This window comes from Roseburia sp. AF42-8 (assembly GCF_003435965.1).
Taxonomy (GTDB): domain Bacteria; phylum Bacillota; class Clostridia; order Lachnospirales; family Lachnospiraceae; genus Roseburia_C; species Roseburia_C amylophila.
Window position 1 is genome coordinate 1 of the sequence record NZ_QTVB01000014.1, and the last position, 24551, is coordinate 24551.

21 protein-coding genes and 1 pseudogene are annotated in these 24551 nt (G+C 40.4%); 1 reads left to right on the top strand and 21 read right to left on the bottom strand.

Features of this window, described 5'->3' with window-relative positions; genetic code table 11:
- Window positions 1-202: 202 nt before the first annotated feature.
- Window positions 203-415, top strand: a complete 213-nt coding sequence (locus DW059_RS07670; RefSeq protein ID WP_022243817.1) for a DUF378 domain-containing protein — start codon at window positions 203-205, stop codon at window positions 413-415.
- Window positions 416-480: 65 nt separating this feature from the next.
- Here DW059_RS07670 and DW059_RS07675 read toward each other — a convergent pair whose 3' ends face one another.
- The 21 genes and pseudogenes from DW059_RS07675 to DW059_RS07775 form a co-directional block, all read right to left on the bottom strand.
- On the bottom strand, window positions 481-900 hold the full coding sequence (locus tag DW059_RS07675; RefSeq protein WP_117698372.1) for a twitching motility protein PilT: 420 nt from the start codon (window positions 898-900) through the stop codon (window positions 481-483).
- A gap of 82 nt (window positions 901-982) precedes the next feature.
- Window positions 983-1975 (bottom strand): D-alanyl-D-alanine carboxypeptidase family protein, encoded by a 993-nt coding sequence (locus DW059_RS07680; RefSeq protein WP_022243815.1) that lies wholly within the window; start codon window positions 1973-1975, stop codon window positions 983-985.
- Window positions 1959-2354, bottom strand: a complete 396-nt coding sequence (locus DW059_RS07685) for a methylglyoxal synthase (protein WP_022243814.1) — start codon at window positions 2352-2354, stop codon at window positions 1959-1961. The genes DW059_RS07680 and DW059_RS07685 overlap by 17 nt, the downstream gene beginning before the upstream one ends.
- 4 nt (window positions 2355-2358) lie before the next feature.
- Entirely contained in the window at window positions 2359-3471 is a 1113-nt protein-coding gene (locus DW059_RS07690) for an FtsW/RodA/SpoVE family cell cycle protein (RefSeq protein WP_117698373.1), read from the bottom strand.
- Between the two features lie 27 nt (window positions 3472-3498).
- A complete protein-coding gene (gene minE, locus DW059_RS07695; protein ID WP_117698374.1) occupies window positions 3499-3774 on the bottom strand; it encodes a cell division topological specificity factor MinE in 276 nt (91 codons plus the stop codon).
- 13 nt (window positions 3775-3787) lie between these two features.
- The gene (gene minD, locus DW059_RS07700; RefSeq protein WP_022243811.1) at window positions 3788-4579 is read right to left on the bottom strand and encodes a septum site-determining protein MinD; all 792 of its coding nucleotides are present in this window, start codon (window positions 4577-4579) and stop codon (window positions 3788-3790) included.
- 22 nt (window positions 4580-4601) lie between these two features.
- Complete coding sequence (minC, locus tag DW059_RS07705) at window positions 4602-5279, bottom strand: septum site-determining protein MinC (RefSeq protein ID WP_117698375.1); 678 nt, start codon at window positions 5277-5279, stop codon at window positions 4602-4604.
- Between the two features lie 18 nt (window positions 5280-5297).
- Window positions 5298-8159 (bottom strand): penicillin-binding transpeptidase domain-containing protein, encoded by a 2862-nt coding sequence (locus DW059_RS07710; protein WP_117698376.1) that lies wholly within the window; start codon window positions 8157-8159, stop codon window positions 5298-5300.
- Window positions 8152-8670 carry a rod shape-determining protein MreD gene (mreD, locus tag DW059_RS07715; RefSeq protein WP_022243808.1) on the bottom strand — a complete coding sequence of 173 codons (519 nt, stop codon included), beginning with the start codon at window positions 8668-8670 and terminating at the stop codon, window positions 8152-8154. Before mreD ends, DW059_RS07710 begins: the two co-directional genes overlap by 8 nt.
- Window positions 8670-9527, bottom strand: a complete 858-nt coding sequence (mreC, locus tag DW059_RS07720) for a rod shape-determining protein MreC (RefSeq protein ID WP_117698377.1) — start codon at window positions 9525-9527, stop codon at window positions 8670-8672. Before mreC ends, mreD begins: the two co-directional genes overlap by 1 nt.
- A 9-nt stretch (window positions 9528-9536) precedes the next feature.
- The gene (locus DW059_RS07725; protein ID WP_022243806.1) at window positions 9537-10553 is read right to left on the bottom strand and encodes a rod shape-determining protein; all 1017 of its coding nucleotides are present in this window, start codon (window positions 10551-10553) and stop codon (window positions 9537-9539) included.
- 19 nt (window positions 10554-10572) lie between these two features.
- On the bottom strand, window positions 10573-11250 hold the full coding sequence (gene radC / locus DW059_RS07730) for a RadC family protein (RefSeq protein WP_117698378.1): 678 nt from the start codon (window positions 11248-11250) through the stop codon (window positions 10573-10575).
- A gap of 62 nt (window positions 11251-11312) precedes the next feature.
- Window positions 11313-12601 (bottom strand): annotated as a pseudogene (locus DW059_RS07735) (methionine gamma-lyase family protein).
- Window positions 12602-12703: 102 nt separating this feature from the next.
- A complete protein-coding gene (miaA, locus tag DW059_RS07740; RefSeq protein ID WP_117698379.1) occupies window positions 12704-13654 on the bottom strand; it encodes a tRNA (adenosine(37)-N6)-dimethylallyltransferase MiaA in 951 nt (316 codons plus the stop codon).
- A gap of 6 nt (window positions 13655-13660) precedes the next feature.
- Window positions 13661-15634: a DNA mismatch repair endonuclease MutL gene (gene mutL / locus DW059_RS07745; RefSeq protein WP_117698418.1), complete on the bottom strand. Its 1974-nt coding sequence runs from the start codon at window positions 15632-15634 to the stop codon at window positions 13661-13663.
- Between the two features lie 17 nt (window positions 15635-15651).
- Entirely contained in the window at window positions 15652-18276 is a 2625-nt protein-coding gene (gene mutS, locus DW059_RS07750) for a DNA mismatch repair protein MutS (RefSeq protein ID WP_117698419.1), read from the bottom strand.
- A 58-nt stretch (window positions 18277-18334) separates the two neighbouring features.
- Window positions 18335-19942 (bottom strand): NAD(P)/FAD-dependent oxidoreductase, encoded by a 1608-nt coding sequence (locus DW059_RS07755; RefSeq protein ID WP_117698380.1) that lies wholly within the window; start codon window positions 19940-19942, stop codon window positions 18335-18337.
- Window positions 19939-21183: an NAD(P)/FAD-dependent oxidoreductase gene (locus DW059_RS07760; protein ID WP_117698381.1), complete on the bottom strand. Its 1245-nt coding sequence runs from the start codon at window positions 21181-21183 to the stop codon at window positions 19939-19941. Before DW059_RS07760 ends, DW059_RS07755 begins: the two co-directional genes overlap by 4 nt.
- A gap of 101 nt (window positions 21184-21284) precedes the next feature.
- Entirely contained in the window at window positions 21285-21662 is a 378-nt protein-coding gene (locus DW059_RS07765) for a hypothetical protein (protein ID WP_117698382.1), read from the bottom strand.
- A gap of 86 nt (window positions 21663-21748) precedes the next feature.
- On the bottom strand, window positions 21749-23407 hold the full coding sequence (locus DW059_RS07770) for a putative polysaccharide biosynthesis protein (RefSeq protein WP_117698383.1): 1659 nt from the start codon (window positions 23405-23407) through the stop codon (window positions 21749-21751).
- Between the two features lie 29 nt (window positions 23408-23436).
- Window positions 23437-24549: a DUF3048 domain-containing protein gene (locus DW059_RS07775; RefSeq protein WP_117698384.1), complete on the bottom strand. Its 1113-nt coding sequence runs from the start codon at window positions 24547-24549 to the stop codon at window positions 23437-23439.
- Between the last annotated feature and the right edge of the window lie 2 nt (window positions 24550-24551).

Genomic DNA, 24551 nt, shown 5'->3' on the forward strand with positions numbered 1-24551 from the left:
AATAAGAAAATACATAAAAAGAATATATACAAGAATAATGACAAAAATGACAATCTCTATATTTAAATGAAATGGTTTTCGATACTTTACAATCTTTTTTGTTTCAGCCACAATCGTTCCGCCTTTATAAAGAATAAATAGAAATTGATGTATAATGTTATCCACTTTGCACCATACTACATAGTAAAGGAGGACTTTGGCTATGAGTTCAAAAGGATTAGATTATACATTACTAACACTTGTAATCATTGGAGCCATCAACTGGGGACTCATCGGATTCTTCCGATTTGACCTGGTGGCATTTCTGTTTGGTAATATGAGCTGGCTTTCCCGCATTATCTATGCACTTGTCGGAATCAGCGGTCTTTATCTGCTTTCTGCCTACGGACGAATCCGCTCTATCGAACAGGCTTAGTAAAAAAGGTGTCTTAAGCATTTTAAGGACTTAAGACACCGCTTTTACTGCCAATTCAGGCATTTTTAAAGTGCTACAACTACTTTTGCTTTTGCACATTCTGGAAGTTTTGAAGCATCCATAGAAATACTTAAAATAAATTTAACTTTATACTTCTCACTGATGACATCAAGTTTTTCAATAGCATGGGTAAATTCTTCGTCCTTCATACCGGAAATCGTAAGAAAACTATCCAGATACATCTCATGTAAATCATGATCAGATGAAACAATACCACATATAAAACCTAAAAACTCATCACAATTGGATATTGGAAAATCTGCAACATTGACAAGTCTGACTTTATTGTCCAGCTCATACATATGTTTCTGGCTCTTATCCAGATATACAATGCTGCCACCGACTGTTTTTACAGCTTCGTTTACCTTATCCAGTAATACTTTTGTCTTTCCTTTACCCTTTTCTCCTGCAATTATTTCAATCATCGCATTTCCTCCCAGACATTATTTTCTTCAATGAAGAACTATATAAGTTCATTATATAATATGTTGCTGCTTTATACAATGCCTAGTTACCACATCCGGCAAGTATTTCATTCATCATAAGATACAGATTGGATTTACAGTCTGCCTTTAATACAATGGATATCACCGGTTGTCCACCGGCATTATCCGTAAGTAACACAAGACAGAATCCTGCGTCCCCGGTGGTTCCTGTCTTACCGCCCACCAGTGTAAATCCATCCGGTAATTTGGATTCACCGGTTTTATACTGATTGGTACTGCTCCAGTCCTGGGTCTTAGCACTGCCATCTGCCGCTGTATAATTGGTGGTATAGGAACTGGTAGAAATCAGCTGGTAAAAGGTCTCGTCCTGTAATGCCTTTTGGAAAATCAGATACAAATCATAAACGGTTGTATAATGATTCTCATCCGGCAGTCCATTTGGATTCATAAAATGAGAACCGGTTGCACCAAGTTGCTGTGCTTCCTGATTCATCAAATCCACAAAAGCTTCTACGGAACCGGAAATATGTTCTGCAATTGCAATGGCTGCATCATTTCCGCTTCGCAGCATCAGACCATAAAGTAAATCCTGTAAAGTCATCTGGTCTCCCGCCTGCAATCCACATTTAGAAGAATCAGATGCCAGATTTACGGCATTGTCACTGATTGTTACCACATCACTGAGATTTCCATATTTGATAGCAAGATAAGCGGTCAGTATCTTTGTTGTACTAGCCGGATACATCCGCTCATATATATTCTGGGCATATGTAATTGTATTAGTTGCCGTGTTAAATACTCCGGCGGCCTCTGCCACACTGTTATGTTCTACGGATTCCTGCCCGATATTTTCAGTTCCGCCAACACATAAATTGGCACCAAAATAAGAGCTGACCGTATCCTCTGCACCGGATAGCACATTTACGCTGCTGCTTTCTCCATATACCGGATAGCCATTCTCTACAACGCTTTTGGCTTTCCCACAACCCGTTACAGATACGAACACACATACAACAAGCAGACCTGCCAGTACACGTTTATTTATACATTTCACGCCACTCAAGGTCTCCTCTGTCTAATGATTTAATCAAAAGCTCTGCAGTAGCAAGATTTGTTGCCAGCGGAATATTGTGTATATCGCATAAACGAACAACACTGTTTACATCCGGCTCATGTGACTTCTGTGATAATGGATCACGCAGGAAAATCACAAGGTCAATCTCGTTATGCTCAATCTGTGCACCAAGCTGCTGTGCACCGCCTAAATGACCTGCGAGATATTTGTGGACATTCAGATTTGCTACTTCCTCAATTAGTCTTCCGGTAGTTCCCGTTGCAAAAAGTTCATTTTTACAAAGAATTCCCCGGTATGCAATACAAAAATTCTGCATAAGCTTTTTCTTCGCGTCGTGTGCAATCAAACCGATATTCATTCGTTTAGTCCCCCTGTCCATATTTTCTAGGCTGAAGCCCTACATTCATTACCAGACCAATTCCCGCAAACAGCGTGACTAACGATGTTAATCCATAGCTTACAAAAGGAAGTGGAAGTCCAGTATTTGGCATCAAGCCTGTGACAACGCATATATTTACAAAACTCTGGAAACCAATCAATGCAGCAATTCCGCTGGCAATCAACCGGCCTGCCATGTCTTTTGCACGTCTTGCAACCAACAGACATTCTATGGTAATAAGAAACAGTAATACGATAATAATAACACTGCCGATAAAGCCCATCTCTTCACCTACTATAGAAAAAATAAAGTCTGTCTGTGGTTCTGATATAAAGTTACCGTTTTTAACAGAAACAATATTCGTATTATTAAGTCCCTTGCCCCAGAGTTGTCCGGAGCCCACTGCCATAATCGAGTTCTGCTGCTGATATGCAATGTTAGGATATTTATCGGGTTCCAGCCAGCCTAAAATACGAAGTGCCTGATTTCCTGTCAAAAGTTTCTGTCCCGGCTGTAATACCAGCGTTAAGACCACAACCAGTGACGGAACTGCCACTGCCAGCACACCCATTACTATTTTATAACTTAATCCGGCAATAAACAAGAGGGATGCAAAAATTAATGCTGTAACAATTGTGGTAGAAAGATCCGGCTCCTTAAAAATCAGAAGAAGCGGTACTGCTGCCAATACCAGCGTACAAAACAGCGTCCGGATATTATTCAGTTTATCTTTATTTTTGCTTAGATAATAGGCAAAAAACAAAACTAACAGGATTTTGCCTAATTCGGAAGGCTGAAAGCGGATTCCAAGCTTCAGCCAGCGGCGCGCGCCTTTTGTCTTTTCTCCAATGACAAAGATAGCTGCCAATAAAGCCACATTAACAAAATAGAATATCCAACTGAATTTCAATATAAAATTGTAATCAATCAGCGATATACCAACCATTACAATCAGACCTAAGATTAATCCTGCAATCTGCTTATTCTGTACGGAAGGCTTTGCACTGCCAACTACCATAATTCCAATGATGGTCAGTGCCACCACATAAAATACCAGTCGGAAACGGTAGTCTCTTAAGCGGTATTGTTTTAACATAAATCACTACTTCCAATCTGAAGTCTATTATTTTCCGGAATGCTTCAAATCCTTAATCGGAATATTTGCAAACAATGCCGGAACAGCTCCGTTATTACCATCTGATTCGGTCTGGGTAATCTGAATATCAAGCCCTTCCGCATCAATTTCCATATACTTTGATATTACCTGGATAATATCGTTTTTGATATTTTCCATTACATCCGGTGAGCAGTCAGCACGGTCTGAAATCAACAATAATTTCAGACGGTCTTTCGCTACATTACCGGAATTCTTTTTCTTAAAAAAATCCATGAATCCCATAATTATTATCCCCCTAGTTTTTCTTAAATAAACTTACGAATTTAGACCATACGCCATTTTTAGACTCTAAGTCAAGAAGCGGTACTTCTTCTCCCATGATACGTTTACAGATATTTAAATATGCCTGTCCTGCAAGGCTGTCAGAGCCTACTAACGGCTCACCCTGGTTGGTTGAGATTACAATCTGTTCGTCATCCGGAACTGCACCGATTAAATCGATAGCAAGAATCTCATGAACATCTTCAATGGACATCATATCGCCACGTTTTACCATATCCATACGCAGTCGATTTACGATTAACTCGATTTTCTTAATCTCATTTGCCTCTAAAAGACCAATGATACGGTCTGCATCACGGATTGCAGATACCTCCGGTGTGGTAACAACCAGTGCACGGTCTGCTCCTGCAATTGCATTTTTAAATCCCTGCTCGATTCCAGCCGGGCAGTCTAATAATATGTAATCAAATTCTTCTCTTAATTCTTCTACTAATTTCTGCATCTGCTCCGGTGTAACAGAGGTTTTATCCCTGGTCTGGGCAGACGGCAATAAGAAAAGGTTCGGATATTTCTTATCTTTGATTAATGCCTGTTTGATTCTGCAGTTGCCTTCTACAACATCTACCAGATTGTATACAATACGGTTCTCAAGACCCATAACTACATCAAGGTTACGTAATCCGATATCGGTATCAATCAATACTACTTTTTTATTTAACTGTGCAAGACCGGTTCCTACATTTGCAGTAGTTGTTGTCTTACCAACACCGCCTTTTCCTGATGTAATAACAATTACTTCGCTCATGATTTATTCTTCCTCCTAAATCTTATATATTCATTAATAATCCACTTGTAATCGGTTCGATTAGTATGGAATCATCCATAACAACAGCTACCTGCGGTTCTAAAGTCTTCCGCCGGTTCTTAATGGCACTCAGTGGTCCGCGGTCAGAGCTTCTTCCAATTACATTACCTATTTTAATCTGTACCGGGTCCATATCAAGGGCAGCTACAAAGGTATGCTCATCTCCTGCCGCTCCAGCATAGGCATTGCCACGAAGCGAGCCTAATACCACAATATTTCCTTTTGCAATAATTTTTGCACCTGGGTTCACATCGCCAAGTACAACAATGCTTGTCTTACATTCAATGACCTGTCCACTTCGCAGTGTTCCCTTATAGAATTCACCGGTTCTTCCAGACTGGCTTTCATCAAATTCCTGAATCTTTCGGGCACAGATTTCATCCCGCAGGGAATTATTATTTAAAATACATACCACATCAATGCTGGTATTTCGACTGATCAAATCAACGATTGCAAGTTCTTCTTCCTGACTTAATTCCCTGCCCTCAAAAGACAAGGCAATTCTGGCATTTTTAAAGAATTTGTCGGATTCTTTAAATTTATGAAGTATCTCGTCTAATAGCTCCTGAAATGGAATTCTATCATCTAAAATCAGATTGATTCCATGGGGATTACTCTTTAAAACAACTGGTTGCGACATATACTTCCCTCCTGACATTTAATCATTAAAGGCATTGGCAGCAGCTCCAACATCTTCTGCCTGACCATCTAACAAGGTAGATGTATCCTCCAAATGGAAATAATATTTATATACTGATGCAGCAAGTTCTGCAGTATTGGCTGATGTATATCCGTATGCAATACGGGTTGCAATGGAAATCTCAGGATTATTATATGGTGCATATCCTACATATAACGCATGGTTTGGTCTGGTTGGTACCTGCTGTGCCGTACCTGTCTTACCGGCCGAATCCACACCAAGCCCCTCAAACTGTTCATGCGTTTCTACCACCATTTTCATACCGGAATGAATGGTATCCCAGGTACTCTCTGAAATATTGTCCATCGTGTTCTTTACGGTCGGTTCATAGGTTTCTAATACGTTACCATCGGAATCTGTAACCTGTTTTAACAGGGTATAATTATATACGGTTCCACTGTTTGCAACTGCGGTTACATAACGGGATAACTGTACCGTAGTAAAACTGTTGTTACTCTGTCCGATTGCAGAAGTAATCGGGAACTCTGTGGTCTGCTTCGGTTTACTTTCTGCAATTTCAATTCCGGTTTTAGAATCAAGACCATACATGGATGAGTATTTATTAATCATTTCCACACCATGGTCTTCATTATAAGTTCCATTTACCATACTTAAATCGTAACCAACTTTATAAAAGAAATAGTTACAGGAATCTCTTAATGCCTCTGAAACATTGATGGAACCGTGACTGCTTGGATAAATCCAACATTTTGGTCCATTTGCCACTTCTTCAAACTGTCCTTTATCCAAAATAGTTGTACCAGGTGAAATAATACCCTCAGTAAGTCCTGCTGTTGCAGTAACCATCTTAAAGGTAGAACCAGGTGCCGTCGTCTGCTGTGTTGCATTATTATAGAACGGATTTGATAAATCCTGATACAGCAAATTATAATAATTACTGTCTACTGTATTTGCCAGACGGTTGGTATCATAGCCCGGATAAGTAACACAGGCCAACAGTTCGCCGGTCTTTACATCTGTAATGACACAGGAGCCGGAACAAGGATCCAATGCAAGCTGTGCCGGTGTAATCTCAAGATTCTTCACCTTTTCTTTTATAAAATTAAAGGCACTGATGCTGCCGGACTGTAACCCACTTACTGCCGTGTCATCATAGTTTAACACTTTTTGGTCAAAAAGTGCAAGACAAAGCTGCGTTCCATTAATCAGGTCATCGTGAATCATGTACTTATACATAATTTTTGAAAATCCCTTATCTGATGCCAGTTCTTCTACAATATAGCTGACCAGTGCATCATAGATTTCGGAAGAATCAGAATACTTCTCGTCTACGGAAAACTTCGTGATATCAATCCATTTCTGGCTGATAGCATAATTTAAATATTCATTTACACTGATTTTATTACCTGCATAATTTTTATAAGTTTCATCCGATTTGTCAATGGAATCTGTAAGCAAAATTTTATTATTGACCAGCATTTTCGGAATATAGGTCATATAATCCTGCATTTCCTCAGGCAACTCATCCACTGGAGTTGCTGCTGAACTGCTAAGGCTGCTTTCCACCTGGGCTAATACTGTTTGCTGTTTACTTCCAAAGGCACTGAAAATCTGTTTTTCCACATCGGAAGCATCTTCAGTACTAAAGTGGTTTAAATCCAATACATTATTATTAATCAATGCAAAATACACATCATCAATTGGAATCAGAATATCGGACGCTGTTCCGGCTGCGGTATTATATTCTTTGATATTCACAATTTTAGAATATAAAATTCCGGCAATTTCCTGTTCCAAAAGATTATAAACCGCTTCCTGCAAATCTTTATCAATAGAAAGATAAACATCATTTCCAGCCTGTGGCTCAATCCGCTCGGTTGTCTCCATTACTTTTCCAAGGCTGTCTACATAAACGGTTTCACTGCCCTTTTTACCCTGCAGTGTTTCGTCCATAACCTGCTCAATTCCGGATTTTCCAATGACATCATTTAAAGAATACTCATCATTATCAGCAGATAATTCATCATATTCTTCCTGGGAAATCTTTCCGGTATATCCGATAATATGGGAAAAATACTCGCTGTCTACATATTTTCGGATGGTATCTTCCGAGATATCCACACCCTGCAATGCATTCATATTTTCTGTAATATATGCTACGGTTTCATCACTAACATTTTGGGCAATGGTTGTGGAAATATATTTCTGATAGCTGTTTTCTGCAATGGCACAACGCAATACCACAATCCGGTATAAGTCTTCTCTGGCATAATCATCTTCCGATAAATCATAGCCATTTTTGTCACTGGATCTGCAAAGATAATCCATTACCTGCTTTGGGGTTGCTTCTGCTTCGTTATATTTCAGATTCTTATTATAGACTAAATCATCTGCAGAAGAATGTCCATAAGTGTCAGCAAGGAAACGCTTTAATGTGGTTCCCTCTACCGTATAATAATAGTTCCCGTCATCATCCAGTCCGATTTCAAAATCATTTTCAATGACATCGCCGTTTTTATCCAGCTCTTTGATAATATTGTAAAGTTCTGTATTAAGAGCCTCATTCTTTTCTGAAGTCTTGTCATAAGAACCATTATCCTCAATGGTTACGCTGTTTGCCAGTTCGTTGTAGGCTAAAAGATTACCATTACGGTCATAAATATTGCCACGGGAACCATTTAAGATACGTGGTTTCTGGATTTTTAAACTGTAATTATCCTGATACTCTTCACCTTTGATAATCTGAAGGTAAAATAGTCTGCCTATCAGAGTCGATGACAAAAGAATCATGACAACGCAGAGTACAAATATTCTTGATTTTGCAACTTTATGAAGTATTTCTTTCAGTGTATCAAACAAATTTCGCTGCACTCCTTTTTTCAATACGCTCTAACCGCTGGTTAATTTTCAAAATAATGAAATATAAAACTACAGAAATCAAAAGCGTGTATACAAGTTCCGGTATGATAATGTGTAACATATAATATCCAATTGCAAACTGCTTGCGGAATAAAAACCGGAAAAAGTAGATAAACAGATTATAAGATAAATCACTTCCGGCAATCAAAAGCATTGGAAGCTTAATATCGTCCGGGTAAAACATCTTCTTAAAGCATCCGTTTAAGAAGCCTGCATACATATATAAAAGGGCATAAAATCCAATCATCTCCCCAAAAAAGATATCTATCAGCAGTCCACTGAAGAAACCGATAAATATCCCTTCTTTTCTTCCGCGCATAAATCCAAAAGATGCACAGACCACAATCAAAAGATTCGGAGAAATAGACGCAAAGGATAACGCCTTAAATAATGTGCTTTGCAATAAAAAGCATACAATAATAATTAATGTAACGGTGATTTTTCTTCTCATCAATCAGACCCCGTTTCCTTTTTGTCAAGTATAACCAAAACCTGCTGAAGATGTTCAAAGTCAACTGCCGGAGTAATGGTTCCTGATTTGGTCAGGTGGTTGGAATCTTCCGAAATACTGCTGACATATCCAACCAGAATGCCCTGCAGATATTTGTCACTGACATTGGAAGTTACAATCTGATCTCCTATCTGAACCTTGTTCTCACTGTCGTTTAATCCGGAGAACTCGATTACCTGGTCTTCATTCATACTCTGAAGATTACCATTTATGATACAGTTATCTGACGTATTTAATATCATGCCGTATACCTTGGCAGAATCATCAATCACAGAACGCACCTTTGCATAATGTGGTCCAACATCAATAACAATTCCTACCAGTCCGTTTCCGGCAATGACATTCATATCTACTTCAATTCCATCTTTGGAGCCTTTGTCAATGGTGAAGATGGAAAACCAGTTGCCCGGATCCTTTCCGATAACATTTGCTCCGGTTTTCTTGTAATCCGAATACTGCTGGTCTAAAGCTAACAGTTCCCTTAAATTATCCAGTTCATACTGTTCTAATTTAATGGTGTTTAATTCGTTGGTCAGTTCTTCTACCTGTCCCTTCAACTGTTCGTTTTCTTCCATGACGTCATTCAGATTTTTTAAATTATCTGCCTTGTCAGAAAGCCATGTACCAGCATAATTGATTCCCTTCTGCATTGGTTCAAAAATTGCACCGGCAATCGAATTCAACGGTCCACCACCAAGATTCAATGAAAAACTGACATACATTGCCAGAATACATAATGCGGTCATGGACAATAATATATACTTTGTTGGAATTTGATGTTTTGGTCTACGTCTCATTTTATGCCTCTATTTATATATTTTGGACTTCATACTGAATCCTAAATGTTTATATTTTTCATCTGAAACAATCTTATTCAATCCGCGAACTGCACATTCTTCCGGATTCTCGCAGGAATTTACCTTTATATTGGTAATCTCAGTAAATAATTTATCCAGATTATGTATTTTAGAACCGCCACCAGTAATATAAATACCGGAATGAATAATATCCTTTGCAAGTTCAGGCGGAGTCTTCTCCAAAATCATTTTAATAGAGTTACAGATAGAATTAAGATTATCCTTAATTGCAGCATAAATGACTTCTGCAGTAATCTCCATCTCAATCGGCAGACCACTGACTACGTCACGGCCAACTATAACCATACTCTTTTCCATGCCAGGTGTACCGGAACCAAGTTCTTCTTTTAAAGTCTTAGCAGTTTTGCGCCCGATCACAAGATTAAAGTTCTTTTTGATATAACTGCTGATGGAGTCATCAATGCGATTTCCACCAAAATGCAGTAAGTCACTTAATACAAGTCCACCCAGGGAAATTACTGAAATTTCTGTGGTATCTGCTCCGATATCTACAATCATGGCTCCGGTCGGCTCATTAACATCAAGTCCCAAACCAACAGCATCAGCCAATGGCTTCTCACATAAAAGGACAGACTTCGGTTTCATTTTGCTCTTATAAAAGATATCAAAGAAAGCTTTTTTCTCAACTTCCGTAATATCTGTTGGTACCGCAACGATAAATTCTGCACCACGGGTCTTGCCCTTTGCGTGTTTTTCTAAAAATTCCTGTATCATGGTCTGCATATTATTAAAATCTGCAATAACACCACAGATAATCGGAAAAGAAACCTGAATCTGCTCCGGTGCCTTCTCATACATTGCATACGCTGCATCACCATAAGCATACATCTGATTCTTATTTATGATGGCAATCGTATTTTTTTCATTTAGTATTTTCCCAGTTGCCTTGCAATATACCTTCATATTAGAGGTTCCAAGATCAATTCCATAAATGTTATTCGACATTTCTTTCTCCCTCCGGAAATCATAGCATTTCCTGTTCTTTAAAACTAAAATATTTTTTATCACCAATAATAATATGATCAGCAAGCTCAATTCCAAGAAGCCTGCCGCCTTCTACTATCTTTCTGGTAACTTCAATGTCCTGCCTGCTTGGTAGCGGATTTCCGCTGGGATGATTATGCACTAAAATCACATGTACTGCATGATATTCAAATGCTTTCAAGAAAATCTCCCTCGGGGAAATCAGTGAGGCATTTACTGTGCCAATTGAAAGAATGGAATCTGCAATCAAATGACACTTCGTATCAAACATGCAAAGCATCAGATGTTCTTTTTCTTCATGCCGAAGCTGTTCCATATAATAGTCTGCTACGGAAAAAGCATTCTGCATTACAACTGTCTGCTGGCGTCCGGTCTGTGCAATCCGTTTTGAAAGCTCTGCAATACACTTTAACTGGATTGCTTTTACTTTCCCGATACCCGGAACCTCCTGTAATTCCTTAAGACTCATCTGATAAAGCCCTAAAAGATTTCCGGTGCGTTTGCTCAATACATGCTTTGCTACTTCTGTTGAAGAACTTCCATTTGTGCCACAGCGGATAATTACCGCTAAAAGCTCTGCATCCGATAGGGATGCCGCCCCGGATTTCAAGCACTTTTCATAGGGCTGTTCGGAGACTGGCAGATTTTTTGCCGTCATATTATAACCTCTTTCTACTCTCACCGGTAACCCATTTCTTCCAAAAAGGCATATACTTTATATTAACACATCATATCTTCATTAACAAGTTTCTGTTCATAAAGTTTTTGTAAAGACATCAGGATTCCAAGTTTTGCATGATACCAGGTCAGTCCACCCTGAAAATATACGGCATACGGCTCTCTTAACGGACCATCGGCACTTAATTCAATGGAGGAACCCTGTACAAATGCCCCGGCAGCCATAATGACATCACTGTCATAGCCCGGCATTGCCCATGGCTCCGGTGTTACATAGCTGTCCACCGGCGCTGCAGCCTGAATTCCTTTGCAGAATGCAATCAGACCTTCCGGGCTGTTTAAGGTAACTGCCTGAATAATATCGTGACGGCTCTCTGTGCCATTCGGTACAACGGCAAAGCCCAGTCTTTCGTAGATATTTGCAGCAAAAATTGCACCCTTTAATGCACCTGCTGTAACTACCGGTGCCTGAAACAGTCCCTGATAGAAAGAAGAAATTACATTTAAGGAAGCACCCACTTCTTTGCCGAGTCCCGGAGAAGTAAGGCGGTATGCTGCATTTTCCACACATTCTTTTTTGCCGACAATATAGCCGCCGATTGGTGCCAGTCCGCCCCCCGGATTCTTAATCAAGGAACCTACAATCATGTCTGCTCCTACATCCAGCGGCTCTCTTTCTTCTACAAATTCACCGTAGCAGTTATCTACCATACAGATAACGTCCGGTTTTATGGATTTGATAAAGGAAATCAGTTCTCCAATCCGCTCTACGGATAAGGTAGGTCTTGTCTGGTATCCCTTGGAACGCTGAATGGTCACAAGATGTGTTTTCTCATTGATTGCTTTTTTGATATTCTCATAATCAAAGCTGCCATCGGAAAGTAAATCTACCTGGCGATAAGTAATGCCATATTCTGCCAGTGAGCCTTTGGATGGTCGGATACCGATAACTTCCTCTAAGGTATCGTACGGTTTTCCTACCGGTGATAATAATTCGTCCCCCGGTCTTAAATTTGACATCAATGCCAGGGCCAGTGCATGGGTTCCGCAGGTAATCTGCGGACGGACCAGAGCATCTTCTCCATGGAAACAGCTTGCGTATACTTTTTCCAGTGTATCTCTTCCCAGATCGTTATATCCATATCCATTGGACATGGCAAAGCATTCTGCGGAAACTCTGTTTTTCTGCATGGCATCAATTACTTTCATCTGATTATATTCTGCTGTTGCATCAATTGCTGCAAAACGTTCTTTTAATTCATCCTCTATCTTTTTCCAAAACGGTATACTTCTTTGCTGATACCCATTTCTTCATATTTCTTTTCAATCATTTCGTCTTTCATCATTTTCCTCGTCTTTCCGGCTGCAATTTCTTTCTAAATTACAGCAAGTCTATCATATAATGTTCTCTTTCTTTTTGTATGAATAAAAACTTAAGAAATAATAGCTTTTTCCTTAAGTATCTTTATCATGTATGCAAGAATTGCCTCATTTTTATAATCGAACTCATTTTTGTTAAGCCAGATGACATCCCGTTCCCGTTTAAACCATGTAATCTGCCGTTTGGCGAAATGTCTTGTTTCCCGCTTGATAATATAAACTGCTTCTTCCAAAGAATAACCGCCATCAAGATAGGATAACATTTCTTTATAGCCAATTCCCTGCATTGCCACCATATCTTTGGTGCAGCCCATTTCCTTTAAGCGGCGGACTTCTGCTTCCAGTCCATCTTCTATCATTTTATCTACTCTGGCATCGATTCTTTTGTATAAGTGGCTGCGCTCATCATTTAATACAAAATAGGCAAAATTATAAGGTGAAGTCCGCATCTGCTCTTTTGCATTATGCTCAGAAATCTTTCTACCGGTCTCCTGATAGAATTCCAACGCACGGATGACGCGTTTTCTGTTATTCGGATGGATGGCTTCGGCAGATTCCGGGTCCACTTCCCTTAACCGGTCATGAAGATACTGGTTGCCATGTTCTTCTGCCAGCGCTTCCAACTCTTTCCGGTATGCACTGTCACTTTCCTGTTCCGTAAAATCAATATCATTTAACAGAGCCTGAATATAAAATCCGGTGCCGCCGGCAATAATCGGAATCTTTCCGTGGGCATAAATTTCGTTTAAATATTTTTTCGCATATTCCTGAAATTTTACCACATGGAATTCCTCGAAAGGCTCCAATTCATCCACCAGATAATGACGTACACCATCCATTTCTTCCGGTGTGATTTTTGCAGAGCCCACATCCATATATTTATACACCTGCATGGAATCGGCGGAGATAATCTCTCCGCCAATGGCCTTTGCAAGCTGAATGGATAATTCTGTTTTTCCTACTGCAGTAGGACCTGTCAATACTACAATTGGTTTTTTCATCATATCATCCTACACAATCCGCTTGAACTTTTTCTCAATTTCATATTTTGACATGGCAATAATCGTTGGTCTTCCATGTGGACAGTTATATGGATTATCAAGCTTCATCAAATCCTTCATAAGCTGTTCCATTTCCGGCAGGCTCAGTCTCTGGCTTCCCTTTACTGCAGCTTTGCAGGACATGGATGCAATCTTATCTAAAATAACATCCGCAGTTGCCCGCTCGGATATGCCATCAGTAAGCTCATCTAACATTTCAATCAATACATCCCTGGTATTCAGCCGGTAAAGATTACCCGGCACTCCACAGATACTGTATTCTGCACCACCAAAGTGCTCAATTTCGAAACCAAGCTTCGTAAATTGTTCTTTGAATCGCTCCAGTACTTCTGCCTCACGCATGGATAATGTTATGACAATCGGCGGGCTGATAGCCTGAGAAGTAAACTCTTTCTTCTCAAACTGCTTTTTTAATTTTTCATACATGACTTTTTCATGGGCAGCATGCTGGTCTACAATGAAAAGTCTGTCATTATATTCTACCAGCCAGTAGGTATCAAAAAGCTGTCCGATAATCTTCTGCTTTGCCATCTCCTCTTCTTTTAAGAAAGAACCCTGTTCATAGCTTCCTTCCGGCTTTGCTCCATAGGTTTCTTCCTCACGGATGACATAGGCTTCCTTTGCCAGTTCTTTTTCCGTTTCTTTTTTCGATTGTTCCGGAAGCGGCTCTTTCTGAATCCGTTCTTCCGTCATATCTTCCGGTGGCATTGATTTTATCGTATCAAGAAGCTTTTCCTGTGCCGCAGAGCTGACTGACCCGGTTCCCATTGGTCTGCTGACAGGATATTTTATTTCGTAAGGACTGTCTTTTCGTACTGCCTTCCGGATTTCTTCCAAACGTTTCTGCTCAAATGGCTCCGGCATTACCTTCTCTATCTTAGGAACTTCCATCTCGTTTTTCTTTGGTGTATCCACCGGAACTTCCGGTATAATATCACGGTGCACTAGCGCTGCCGATAAAATACTCTGCACTTCCCGGTACAGCTCCTGCTGGTTGGAAAAGCGAAGTTCCATCTTAGTGGGATGCACATTTACATCCAAAAGACTGCTGTCAATCTCAAAATAAAGTACCGTAAAGGGATACTGATGCTGCATCAGAAACGGTTTAAAGGCATCCTCTATAGCTTTGGATAAAATCTGGCTCCGGATAAATCTGCCATTGACAAAATATAATTCGTAGCCCCGGTTTCCTCTGGAAATCATCGGCTTTCCAATAAATCCACTGACTTTAAAAAGCTCGCTTTCATGTGCAATCGGAAGCAGCGCTTTTGTAATATCCCTTCCGTATAAATGGTAGATAATATCCTTGATATTTCCATTTCCGGATGACTGCAGTTTTACCTGATTATTCATAATAAATTTGAAAGCTACGTCTGGATGGGATAAAATCATCCGCTGCATCAGTTCATGAATATAGGTGCCTTCTGTCTGGGCGGATTTTAAGAATTTCTTTCTTGCCGGTGTATTATAAAAAAGATTCCGTACAATAAAAGTGGTTCCATCCGGCGCACCGATTTCTTCTAAAGAGACTTCCTTTGAGCCTTCAATGAGATAACGGGATCCGGTAAAATCACCGTTCGTCTTTGTAATGAGTTCCACCTGACTTACTGCTGCGATACTTGATAATGCTTCACCTCGGAACCCTAAGGATGTAACGGTAAACAAATCTTCTACGGATTTAATCTTACTGGTGGAATGACGCAAAAATGCCAAAGGAATCTGTTCCCTTTCGATTCCGCAACCATTGTCCGAAATACGGATAAAGGATATTCCACCTTCTTTGATTTCAACCGTTACTGCACTGGAACCTGCATCTATCGCATTTTCCACTAACTCCTTTACCACCGAGCTTGGTCGTTCGATGACTTCTCCTGCCGCAATTTTATCAATTGTTTCCTGACTTAACAGTGCAATCTGTGGCATAACGCCATCCACCTCCTTTACCATCTGTTTTTCACTTTATTCTGTAATTCGTATAACTTATTCATTGCTTCGATTGGTGTCATCTGACCCAAATCCAGTTCTTTTAATTCGTTTAATATCGTATCGTTGTCCATGGTATCAAGCAGTGAAATCTGTTCTAAATCCACCTCGTCCAACTTCGGTTTGCTGCGTTTACTGCTTCCCTCCGCACTGATATTCTGAACGATTTCCGTAATATCATTATTACTTAATTCTTCTACAATTTCTTTGGCACGCTCAATGACATTATCCGGCACTCCCGCAAGCTTTGCTACCTGGATACCGTAACTCTTATCAGCTCCGCCTTTTACAATCTTGCGCAGGAAAACGATATCATCACCCTTTTCTTTTACTGCAATGCAGTAGTTATTTACGCTGTTTAATTTGCCTTCCAGCTCCGTCAGTTCATGATAATGGGTTGCAAATAATGTCTTTGCGCCAAGAAGCCTTGGATTACTGATATGCTCTACCACTGCCCAGGCAATACTCAATCCATCAAAGGTACTGGTTCCACGTCCGATTTCATCTAAAATCAAAAGACTGTTGGAAGTGGCATTCCGTAATATGTTTGCCACTTCTGACATTTCAACCATAAAGGTACTCTGTCCGCTGGCGAGGTCATCAGAAGCCCCTACTCTGGTAAAAATACGGTCTACAATTCCAATTTTGGCTGATTTTGCCGGAACAAAGCTTCCGATTTGAGCCATCAGTACAATCAACGCACTCTGTCGCATATAGGTGGACTTTCCTGCCATATTCGGACCGGTAATAATAGACACACGGTTGCTGCCATTATCAAGATAAGTATCATTTGCCACAAACATTTCATTCTGAATCATCCGTTCTACTACTGGATGTCTGCCATCTTTGATGTCGATAAGACCTTTTTCGTTTAATTTCGGACGGCAGTAATTATTCTGTTCCGCTACCGTTGCAAGAGATGCAAATACATCAATCTGCGCCACTGCTTTGGCGGTCTTCTGGATACGGACCACTTCATCCGCCACCTTCTGGCGGACTTCCCGGAACAGTTCATATTCTAAGACAATCAGCTTGTCTTCTGCACCTAGGATAACATCCTCTAATTCTTTTAATTCCGGTGTGATAAAACGCTCAGCATTTGCCAGAGTCTGCTTTCTGGTGAAATAGTCCGGCACCAGGTCTTTAAAGGAATTGGTTACTTCAAGATAATAGCCAAATACTTTGTTATATTTGATTTTCAGATTCTTGATTCCGGTTTTCTCACGCTCTTTTGCCTCCAAATCAGCAAGCCAGCTCTTTCCATCTGTCTTGGCTTTCCGCAGGCGGTCCACCTCTTCGTTATAGCCCTCTTTTAAGATGCCGCCGTCATGAAGGGTAAGTGGCGGTTCTTCCGCAATGGAGCATTCGATTAATTCGTATAATTCATCCAACGTATCCAGCTGCTCATATAAACGTTTTAAAAGTGGTGACTGAAAATCACTCATCAGTGTCTTAATCGGTGGCAGCATATGTATGGAATTGCGAAATGCAATCAAATCCCTTGGATTTGCGGTCTGATAAGTAACACGGGTAATCAACCGTTCCAGATCATAGACCGGATTTAAATATTCCCGGATTTCTTCTCTTGTGATGGCATTGGTATTAAATTCGTCAATGGCATCATAACGTTCTTCTATTTCCGTACGCTCAATTAATGGCTGTTCCACAAAGCTTCTTAAGGTTCTTGCTCCCATGGCTGTCCTGGTCTTATCCAATACCCAAAGGAGAGAACCACGCTTTTGCTTTTCCCGGAGGGTTTCAACCAGCTCTAAGTTTCGTCTGGTAGAACTGTCAATAATCATGAATTTTCCGGTGGTATACGGATGAATTGCCACCAGATTGGAAAGGGTTGTTTTCTGTGTCTCGTAAAGGTATTTTAATAATGCACCGGCTGCAACGACGCCGCTGTCATAATCTGCAAGACCAAGTCCTTCTAAATCCCTGACTTTAAAATGATCCTTTAAAGTCATCTGTGCTGTCTCATCAGAAAAATACCATGCATCCAGAGAATAAATTACGATTCCCATACGGTTTTTCATATCATCGATATCAATTCCGCTGATATAAAATGCTTCATTACAGATGATTTCTGTCGGCTGGTATTTATTGACTTCGTCCAATAATTTCCGCTCCGAATCCACTTCTGTCACATAGTAATCTCCGGTGGTAATATCTGCAGAAGAAATACCATAATGGTCACCGATATATGCGATACACATGATATAATTATTTTTCGTTTCATCCAGTGCCTGTGCATTTAAGGTAGTTCCCGGCGTTACAACTCTTGTTACTTCACGCTTTACCATTCCCTTGGCAAGCTTCGGGTCTTCCACCTGCTCACAGATAGCAACCTTATAACCTTTTTTCACCAGTCTGGTCAGATAAGTTTCTGCTGCATGATATGGGATTCCGCACATGGGTGCCCGTTCCTCTGCACCACAGCTCTTTCCGGTTAAGGTAAGCTCTAATTCTTTTGATACAACCTTTGCATCATTAAAAAACATTTCATAAAAGTCACCCAGACGGTAAAACAAAATACAGTCCTTGTATTCTTCATGCGTTTTTAAATAATGCTGCATCATTGGTGTATATTCCGTCAATGTTCTGTATCTCCTTTTCTGTTTCAAAACACCTGTTGTTTTAATCTATTTTAAGTCTTGCATATTTTCCTGCAATTGCTTCCGCTACTTTCAATCCGTCCATGGCTGCTGACATAATACCGCCGGCATAACCGGCACCTTCTCCGCAAGGGTAAATGCCTGCAATATTACTTTCAAAGGATTCATCCCTTGTAATCCGCACCGGAGAGGAAGTTCGGCTCTCCACACCGGATAAAATGGCATCCGCCCTGTTATAGTCCGGAATGTATTTCGGAAAGAGCTCCATTCCTGCCTGAAAAGATGCTGCTAATTCTTTTGGAAAAATTTCCCTGAGATTTGCAAATGTATGTGCACCCTTTGTGGTACTTTCAAAAGCCCCATATCCTGTAGATATGCGATTCTCTTTAAAATCTCCGTAAAGCTGCTGCGGAATTGCTCCGTTTCCAATGCGATAGGCATTTTTTTCCAATTTCCGCTGAAACTCAATTCCAGCTAACGGTCCATCCCCTTCAAAATCATCCGGTCGAACCGATATGATAATGGCACTGTTGGCATTCTGCCCGGCTCTTGCATGATAGCTCATGCCATTGACTGCCAGCATACCTTCCTCCGAAGAAGCATTTACGACATAACCACCCGGACACATACAGAAAGAATATACCCCGCGGTGATTCTCAAGATTTGCGGTCAGCTTATAGGATGCAGCAGGCAGCAGGGCATTTTTATGTCCGTTATACTGGCATGCATCAATCATCGCCTGCGGATGCTCTACACGAAATCCCACCGCAAATGCTTTGGCTTCCATCATAAGTCCCGCTTCCTGTAACATTGGGAAAGTATCTCTGGCGGAATGTCCGATTGCCAGCACCAGAACGTCTGTTGCTACTTCCTTTTCTCTGTTAATCCGGATGGCTTCTACTTTATCTTTCTTCCCATTCAGCGTAATGTCTGTAAGCTGGCTGAAAAAGCAGTAAGTTCCACCCATTCTTTCAATTTCCAGCCGGATGTTTTTTACGACTGTTTTTAAAATATCAGTTCCGATATGAGGCTTATTTATATATAAAATTTCTTCCGGAGCGCCCATTTTCACAAAGATTTCTAACACTTCCCGGTTTCTTCCTGCCACATCTTTTACCAGCGTATTTAATTTCCCATCGGAAAAAGTACCTGCTCCGCCTTCGCCAAACTGTACATTCGTCTTTGGATTTAAGATGCCGTCCTTCCAGAACCGTTCTACTTCAGCAGTCCTCTCTTCCACACTGCTTCCACGCTCCAAAATAATTGGACAATAGCCATGCTTTGCCAGTTCATAGGCACAGAACATTCCTGCTGGACCGCTTCCTACAATAACTGGTCTGTGGGACAGCTGTTTCTCTCCGGAATCCGGGAAATGATAATGTATATCCTTTGCTTTACTGATATTGGAATTTTTATTCTTATGTAAAATCATACCTTCCTGCTTCAATTCCACATCCACTGTGTATACAAAGGAAAGTTCATTTTTTCTTCTTGCATCAATGGATTGCTTTCGAATCTGATAACGGATCAGATCCTTTTCATTTTTTAGATGAAGTGTTTTGATAATCTGTCTTCTTAACATCTCTTCCGAATGTTCAATCGGAAGCTTTAACTGATTTACTCGTATCATGATAACTCCCTTGCCACATGTATCCCGGCTACTGCGCCGCTGCTCCATGCCCATTGCAAATTATAACCACCGCAGATTCCGTCAATATCCACCATTTCTCCGGCAAAATAAAGTCCCGGACAAAGCTTTGACTCCATGGTTTCTGCATCTATTTCATCAGTGTCTACGCCACCGGCAGTCACCTGTGCTGTATCAAAGGTATTCCAGTCAGTAATATCCACCCGGAGTCCCTGCACTGTATCTATAAATCTCTCTAATTCTTCTGTCTGCAGCCGGTTCGCATATTTTGCAGCTTTTATATGTGACTCTTCTAATAATACCGGAATTAATTTTTCCGGGAAAAAGCCGATTAAGGCTTCCCCGATGTGCTTTTCATCTGCTTTCTTAAATCTTTCCTTGAAATAGGTTAAGCACTGTTCTTTCTCCCAGAATGGCACAAAATTAAGTGTCGCATAGACTTCTTTCTGTTCTGATAACGCTCTTGCGGCAACTCTTGAAAGCTGAAATACCGGAATGCCGGATATTCCATAATTCGTAAGCTGCAATTCTCCCTGTTCGCTGCATACATGCGTGCTTTCTATGTATAAATCGACCTTTACATCTGCACGAATTCCTGCAATATCAGCAAAAAATGACTGTTTTCCCTTCAATCCGATAAGCCCCGGTACTAAATCTATGATATGATGTCCCAGACTTTCAAGATATAGGAAACCGCTTCCGTCACTGCCACTTTTCTTTAAGGTCTTACCACCGGTTGCCATTATGCATTTTGTTGCATAAAAATCACCGCCCTTGGTACGAAAAGTGAAGCCCTTTGCGGTCTTTTCTATGCCTCTTATGCCACAGCCACAGACCACTCCAACGTTCTGTTTCTTTAATTCCATCAGCAACACATCCCTGATTGCAGTTGCCTGCTCGCTCTGAGGATAATATCCGCCGTTACGCTCCTTTGGATATATGCCAAGTTCTTTAAAGAACTGCAGTGTCTCTTCCAGTCCAAACTGCTCAAATACAGGTGCAACAAAAGCAGGGTTCTGTCCGTAATATTTGTCCACACCCTGCACTTTATTTGTATAATTACATTTACCGTTTCCGGTTGCTAAAATCTTCTTACCAGGTACTTCGTTGTGCTCTAAAATAAGAACTTTTGCACCGTTTCGTGCCGCCATAATGGCTGCCACCAATCCGGCAGCACCTCCACCGACTACAACGACACCTATGCGTTCTGTATGCTTACTCATGCCAGTTATTTACTCTTCTCTCTATTTCTTTTGGACTGCTATGCAATCAGACCTATTCAGCCTTTTAGATTGTATCATAACAGTCTGAAACAATCAACTTTTTAACTGGAATAGCTTTCTAAGAAACGGTATAAATCTTCCAGTGTATCAAAGGTTTTTCCATTGCTGATTTCTTTTTTCAATTCTTCCGGCAGTCCCTGATACGCAATTCCAGTATACATGTATAAGGCATCCTCTTCGCCGAAATAGACATTCAGGTACCCGTCCTCTTCCCGGATAACAAATGCTTTTTTATTCTGAATGTTTGCACTTTCCACGCTATCCTCGAATTGCTCTGTCTCAGCTTCCTGAATCTTTATTATTTTTTCCTGTTCTTTTTCATTCAGTTTCAGATAATACTGTCTTCCACCAATCCATGCAGAGATAGATAATACCAGTGCTCCAAGGAAAAAAGTGCGCATACGTTTTGTGTTTTTCATATTCATCACCACAAACAGTATGCGCAGGTTTTTTCTTTTTATACAATTTTTTCAAGAATTCTATGTTTTGCCCTTTTATTGCATTTTTATAATAAATGTAATTTCTTGGCAATACGGACGAAAAGGTATCCCTTCGGGAATTTCTTTAATTCTTCCTCACTTAAGCCTTTTAATAATAAAAGCATTGCACCATATACAACAGCTCCGATTACAATCGCAAGTATAGCTGCAATGGCATTTACCTTAATAACAGCAAAAATACCTTTGTAAACGCCAAAGACTACGACACCCATAATGGCAGAAGCTGCCACCGGGATTAAGAAAGTTTTCACAACTTCCTGACGATAACCACTGTATTTCCGTAAAGACATTGCGTTAAAGAGGCACATAAAGAATGCAAATAAAGCATTGGAATATACCACTGCATAAATACCAAGATGTAAACCAAACATCATCACTAATAGTGCAATCAGATGCAGTCCCAATGCGATAGCCGCATTTTTAACAGGCTCTCTCATCCTGTTAATTCCCTGTAACAATCCATTAGATAATGTGGAAAGAGAATAGAACAAAATTGCAATAGCTCCCGTTGTCAACATGGTTGCTGCGGTAGTTCCTGTAATGCCATAAAGATGAAGCAGCTTTAATATCGGTCCTGACAGCACTGCAATTCCAATGGTACAAGGGAATGCAATTACCATAATAAAGCGGATTGCAATATTAATCTGGCTTCGTACGGACTCTCTGTCCTTTCTTGCATACGCACCGGTAAGATTTGGTACGCAGGAAGCCGCCATCGCAGAAGCAATGGAAATCGGAATATTGATAATGGTCTTATATTTTCCAGAAAAGATTCCCCACCAGACATCAATGTCATCCGGCTTATAGCCCTGTAGTTCCGCTACGTTCTTATAGATACCCTGATCTAAAATTGCACTGATATTATAAATTGTGGTACTTAAAAGTACCGGAACAATGGTCATAATCAGTACACGAAAGACATTCTGATAGGATTCTGTTTTGCTGCTGGTATCCCGGCGCATCTGTCGTTTAAAAATACGTTTGTATGCCAGAAACAACATTCCAAGGAATAAAAGTGCAAACACTGCTCCCATATTGGTACCCAGTGTTCCACCTGCAGCACCGTAAGCAGAGCCATACTTTTCCTTATTTCCAAGCACTGCTCCGATTCTTGCCCCATATCCATAGAGGATATAGGCAGCTGCAATACTGACAATCGCATTGACAATCTGTTCGATAATCTGTGAAATGGCACTCGGCATCATGGTACCAAGTCCCTGGAAAAATCCACGTAAGACTCCTAATACAGCAACTACCAATATCGTCGGTGCCAGAACCTTCAACGCAAAAATACTAAGGGGCGTATTCAGCATGTTTGTGAAAAATGACGCACCAAAGAAAAGAATCAAACTTGCAGTAAGTCCGGTACCAGTTGCTAAAAGCAGGGCACCTTTTACAATTCGATATGCATTTTTTCTTTGCCCCTTCGAGACACGGGCAGATACCAGCTTGGATACCGCCAATGGCAGGCTGTATGCAGAAATAATCAGCAGGATATTATAAATTTCAAAGGCTGCACTGTAATAACTGTTACCGGTATCTCCAATGATATTGGTCATCGGGATACGATAGAGCAGACCGATTATCCTGCTGACTATAGAGGCAATTGCAAGAATGGAACCCTGTACTAAAAAGTTGGAGTCACTCTTTTTTCCTGAACTCATAAATTTACCTCAAGTAATTTTCGAAATAATTATTTTGCGGAAGGTGGTGTAAACTCATCTTCTGTTGCATAGATATTTAATTTCTTCTCCATATCATTTAACAATACACATACCATGGTTTTACCCTGGTTTAATGTGATTTCATTTCCGGAAGCGTCATAGTATCTGGTTGGCTCGTTTTCGCTTGCTTTCTTCCATGTCACATCTATTACTTTACCGTTAGTAATATATTTTCCGGTTCCTTCACCGGTGCTCTCAACATCCAGATAACCGTGTGCATCATCTAACTTGGTATAATCGCAGTACTGAAGCAGAATGTTCTTAAAAGCAAGCTGTGTGCCTGTATTTTCATCCATATGCTCTTTTTTATACTGGAAACGATAGTATAAACCATCTTCACTGTTATATACAAACCAAGGATTGTTTACATAATATCCCGGCTGAACCACTGCTGCATCTGCTCCGTCTGTAAGTTCAATTTCTTTTTCATCATCTTCATTAAACTGATAATGTCCTTCATAATCGGAAGGCAGCTCGGTATCATAACCTTTTAATTCAATTCCGGCATCAATACCATCTGTGCTTACAAATGCATTGTGTGGAGCCTTTCTTGACTTGTCACGATAGAAAGTAGCAGAATCAATGGCACCCTCTAAACCGTTTAAGTCCTCAACTTTGCCACTCTCTAACAGCTCAGTTGCGTAAATTGCCTGTCCGTAATGAATATAAATTGCATCAAATTCCATTGCATAATATGCGTAGTAGTGACGGCAGCTTCTTACCGAACCAATCTTGTCTAATCCGGAATAATCCTGGAAAATTGGCATCAGACGGGTAATTCCGCCTTCAGCAGGAGCTTCGTAAAGTACGTCTGCCTGTGACAGCCCATACTGTGGCAATGCATCATTGGTATTTCCAATCATGATTGCAACCGGTTTCTTCTTTGCTAAATCTTTATCAATCCATTCACCGGTCAGGTAACTTCTTGCCATACCATCTTTGCCGGTTTCAGTTTCGCTTTCAGGTTCTGCTTCAGAAACGGCTTCTGTTGGTTCCGGAGCTTCCTCTTTTTTCTTACATCCAGCTAAAAGACTGGTTGCCATCAGTGTCATGCATAAAACAATACTTAATCTCTTTTTCATGA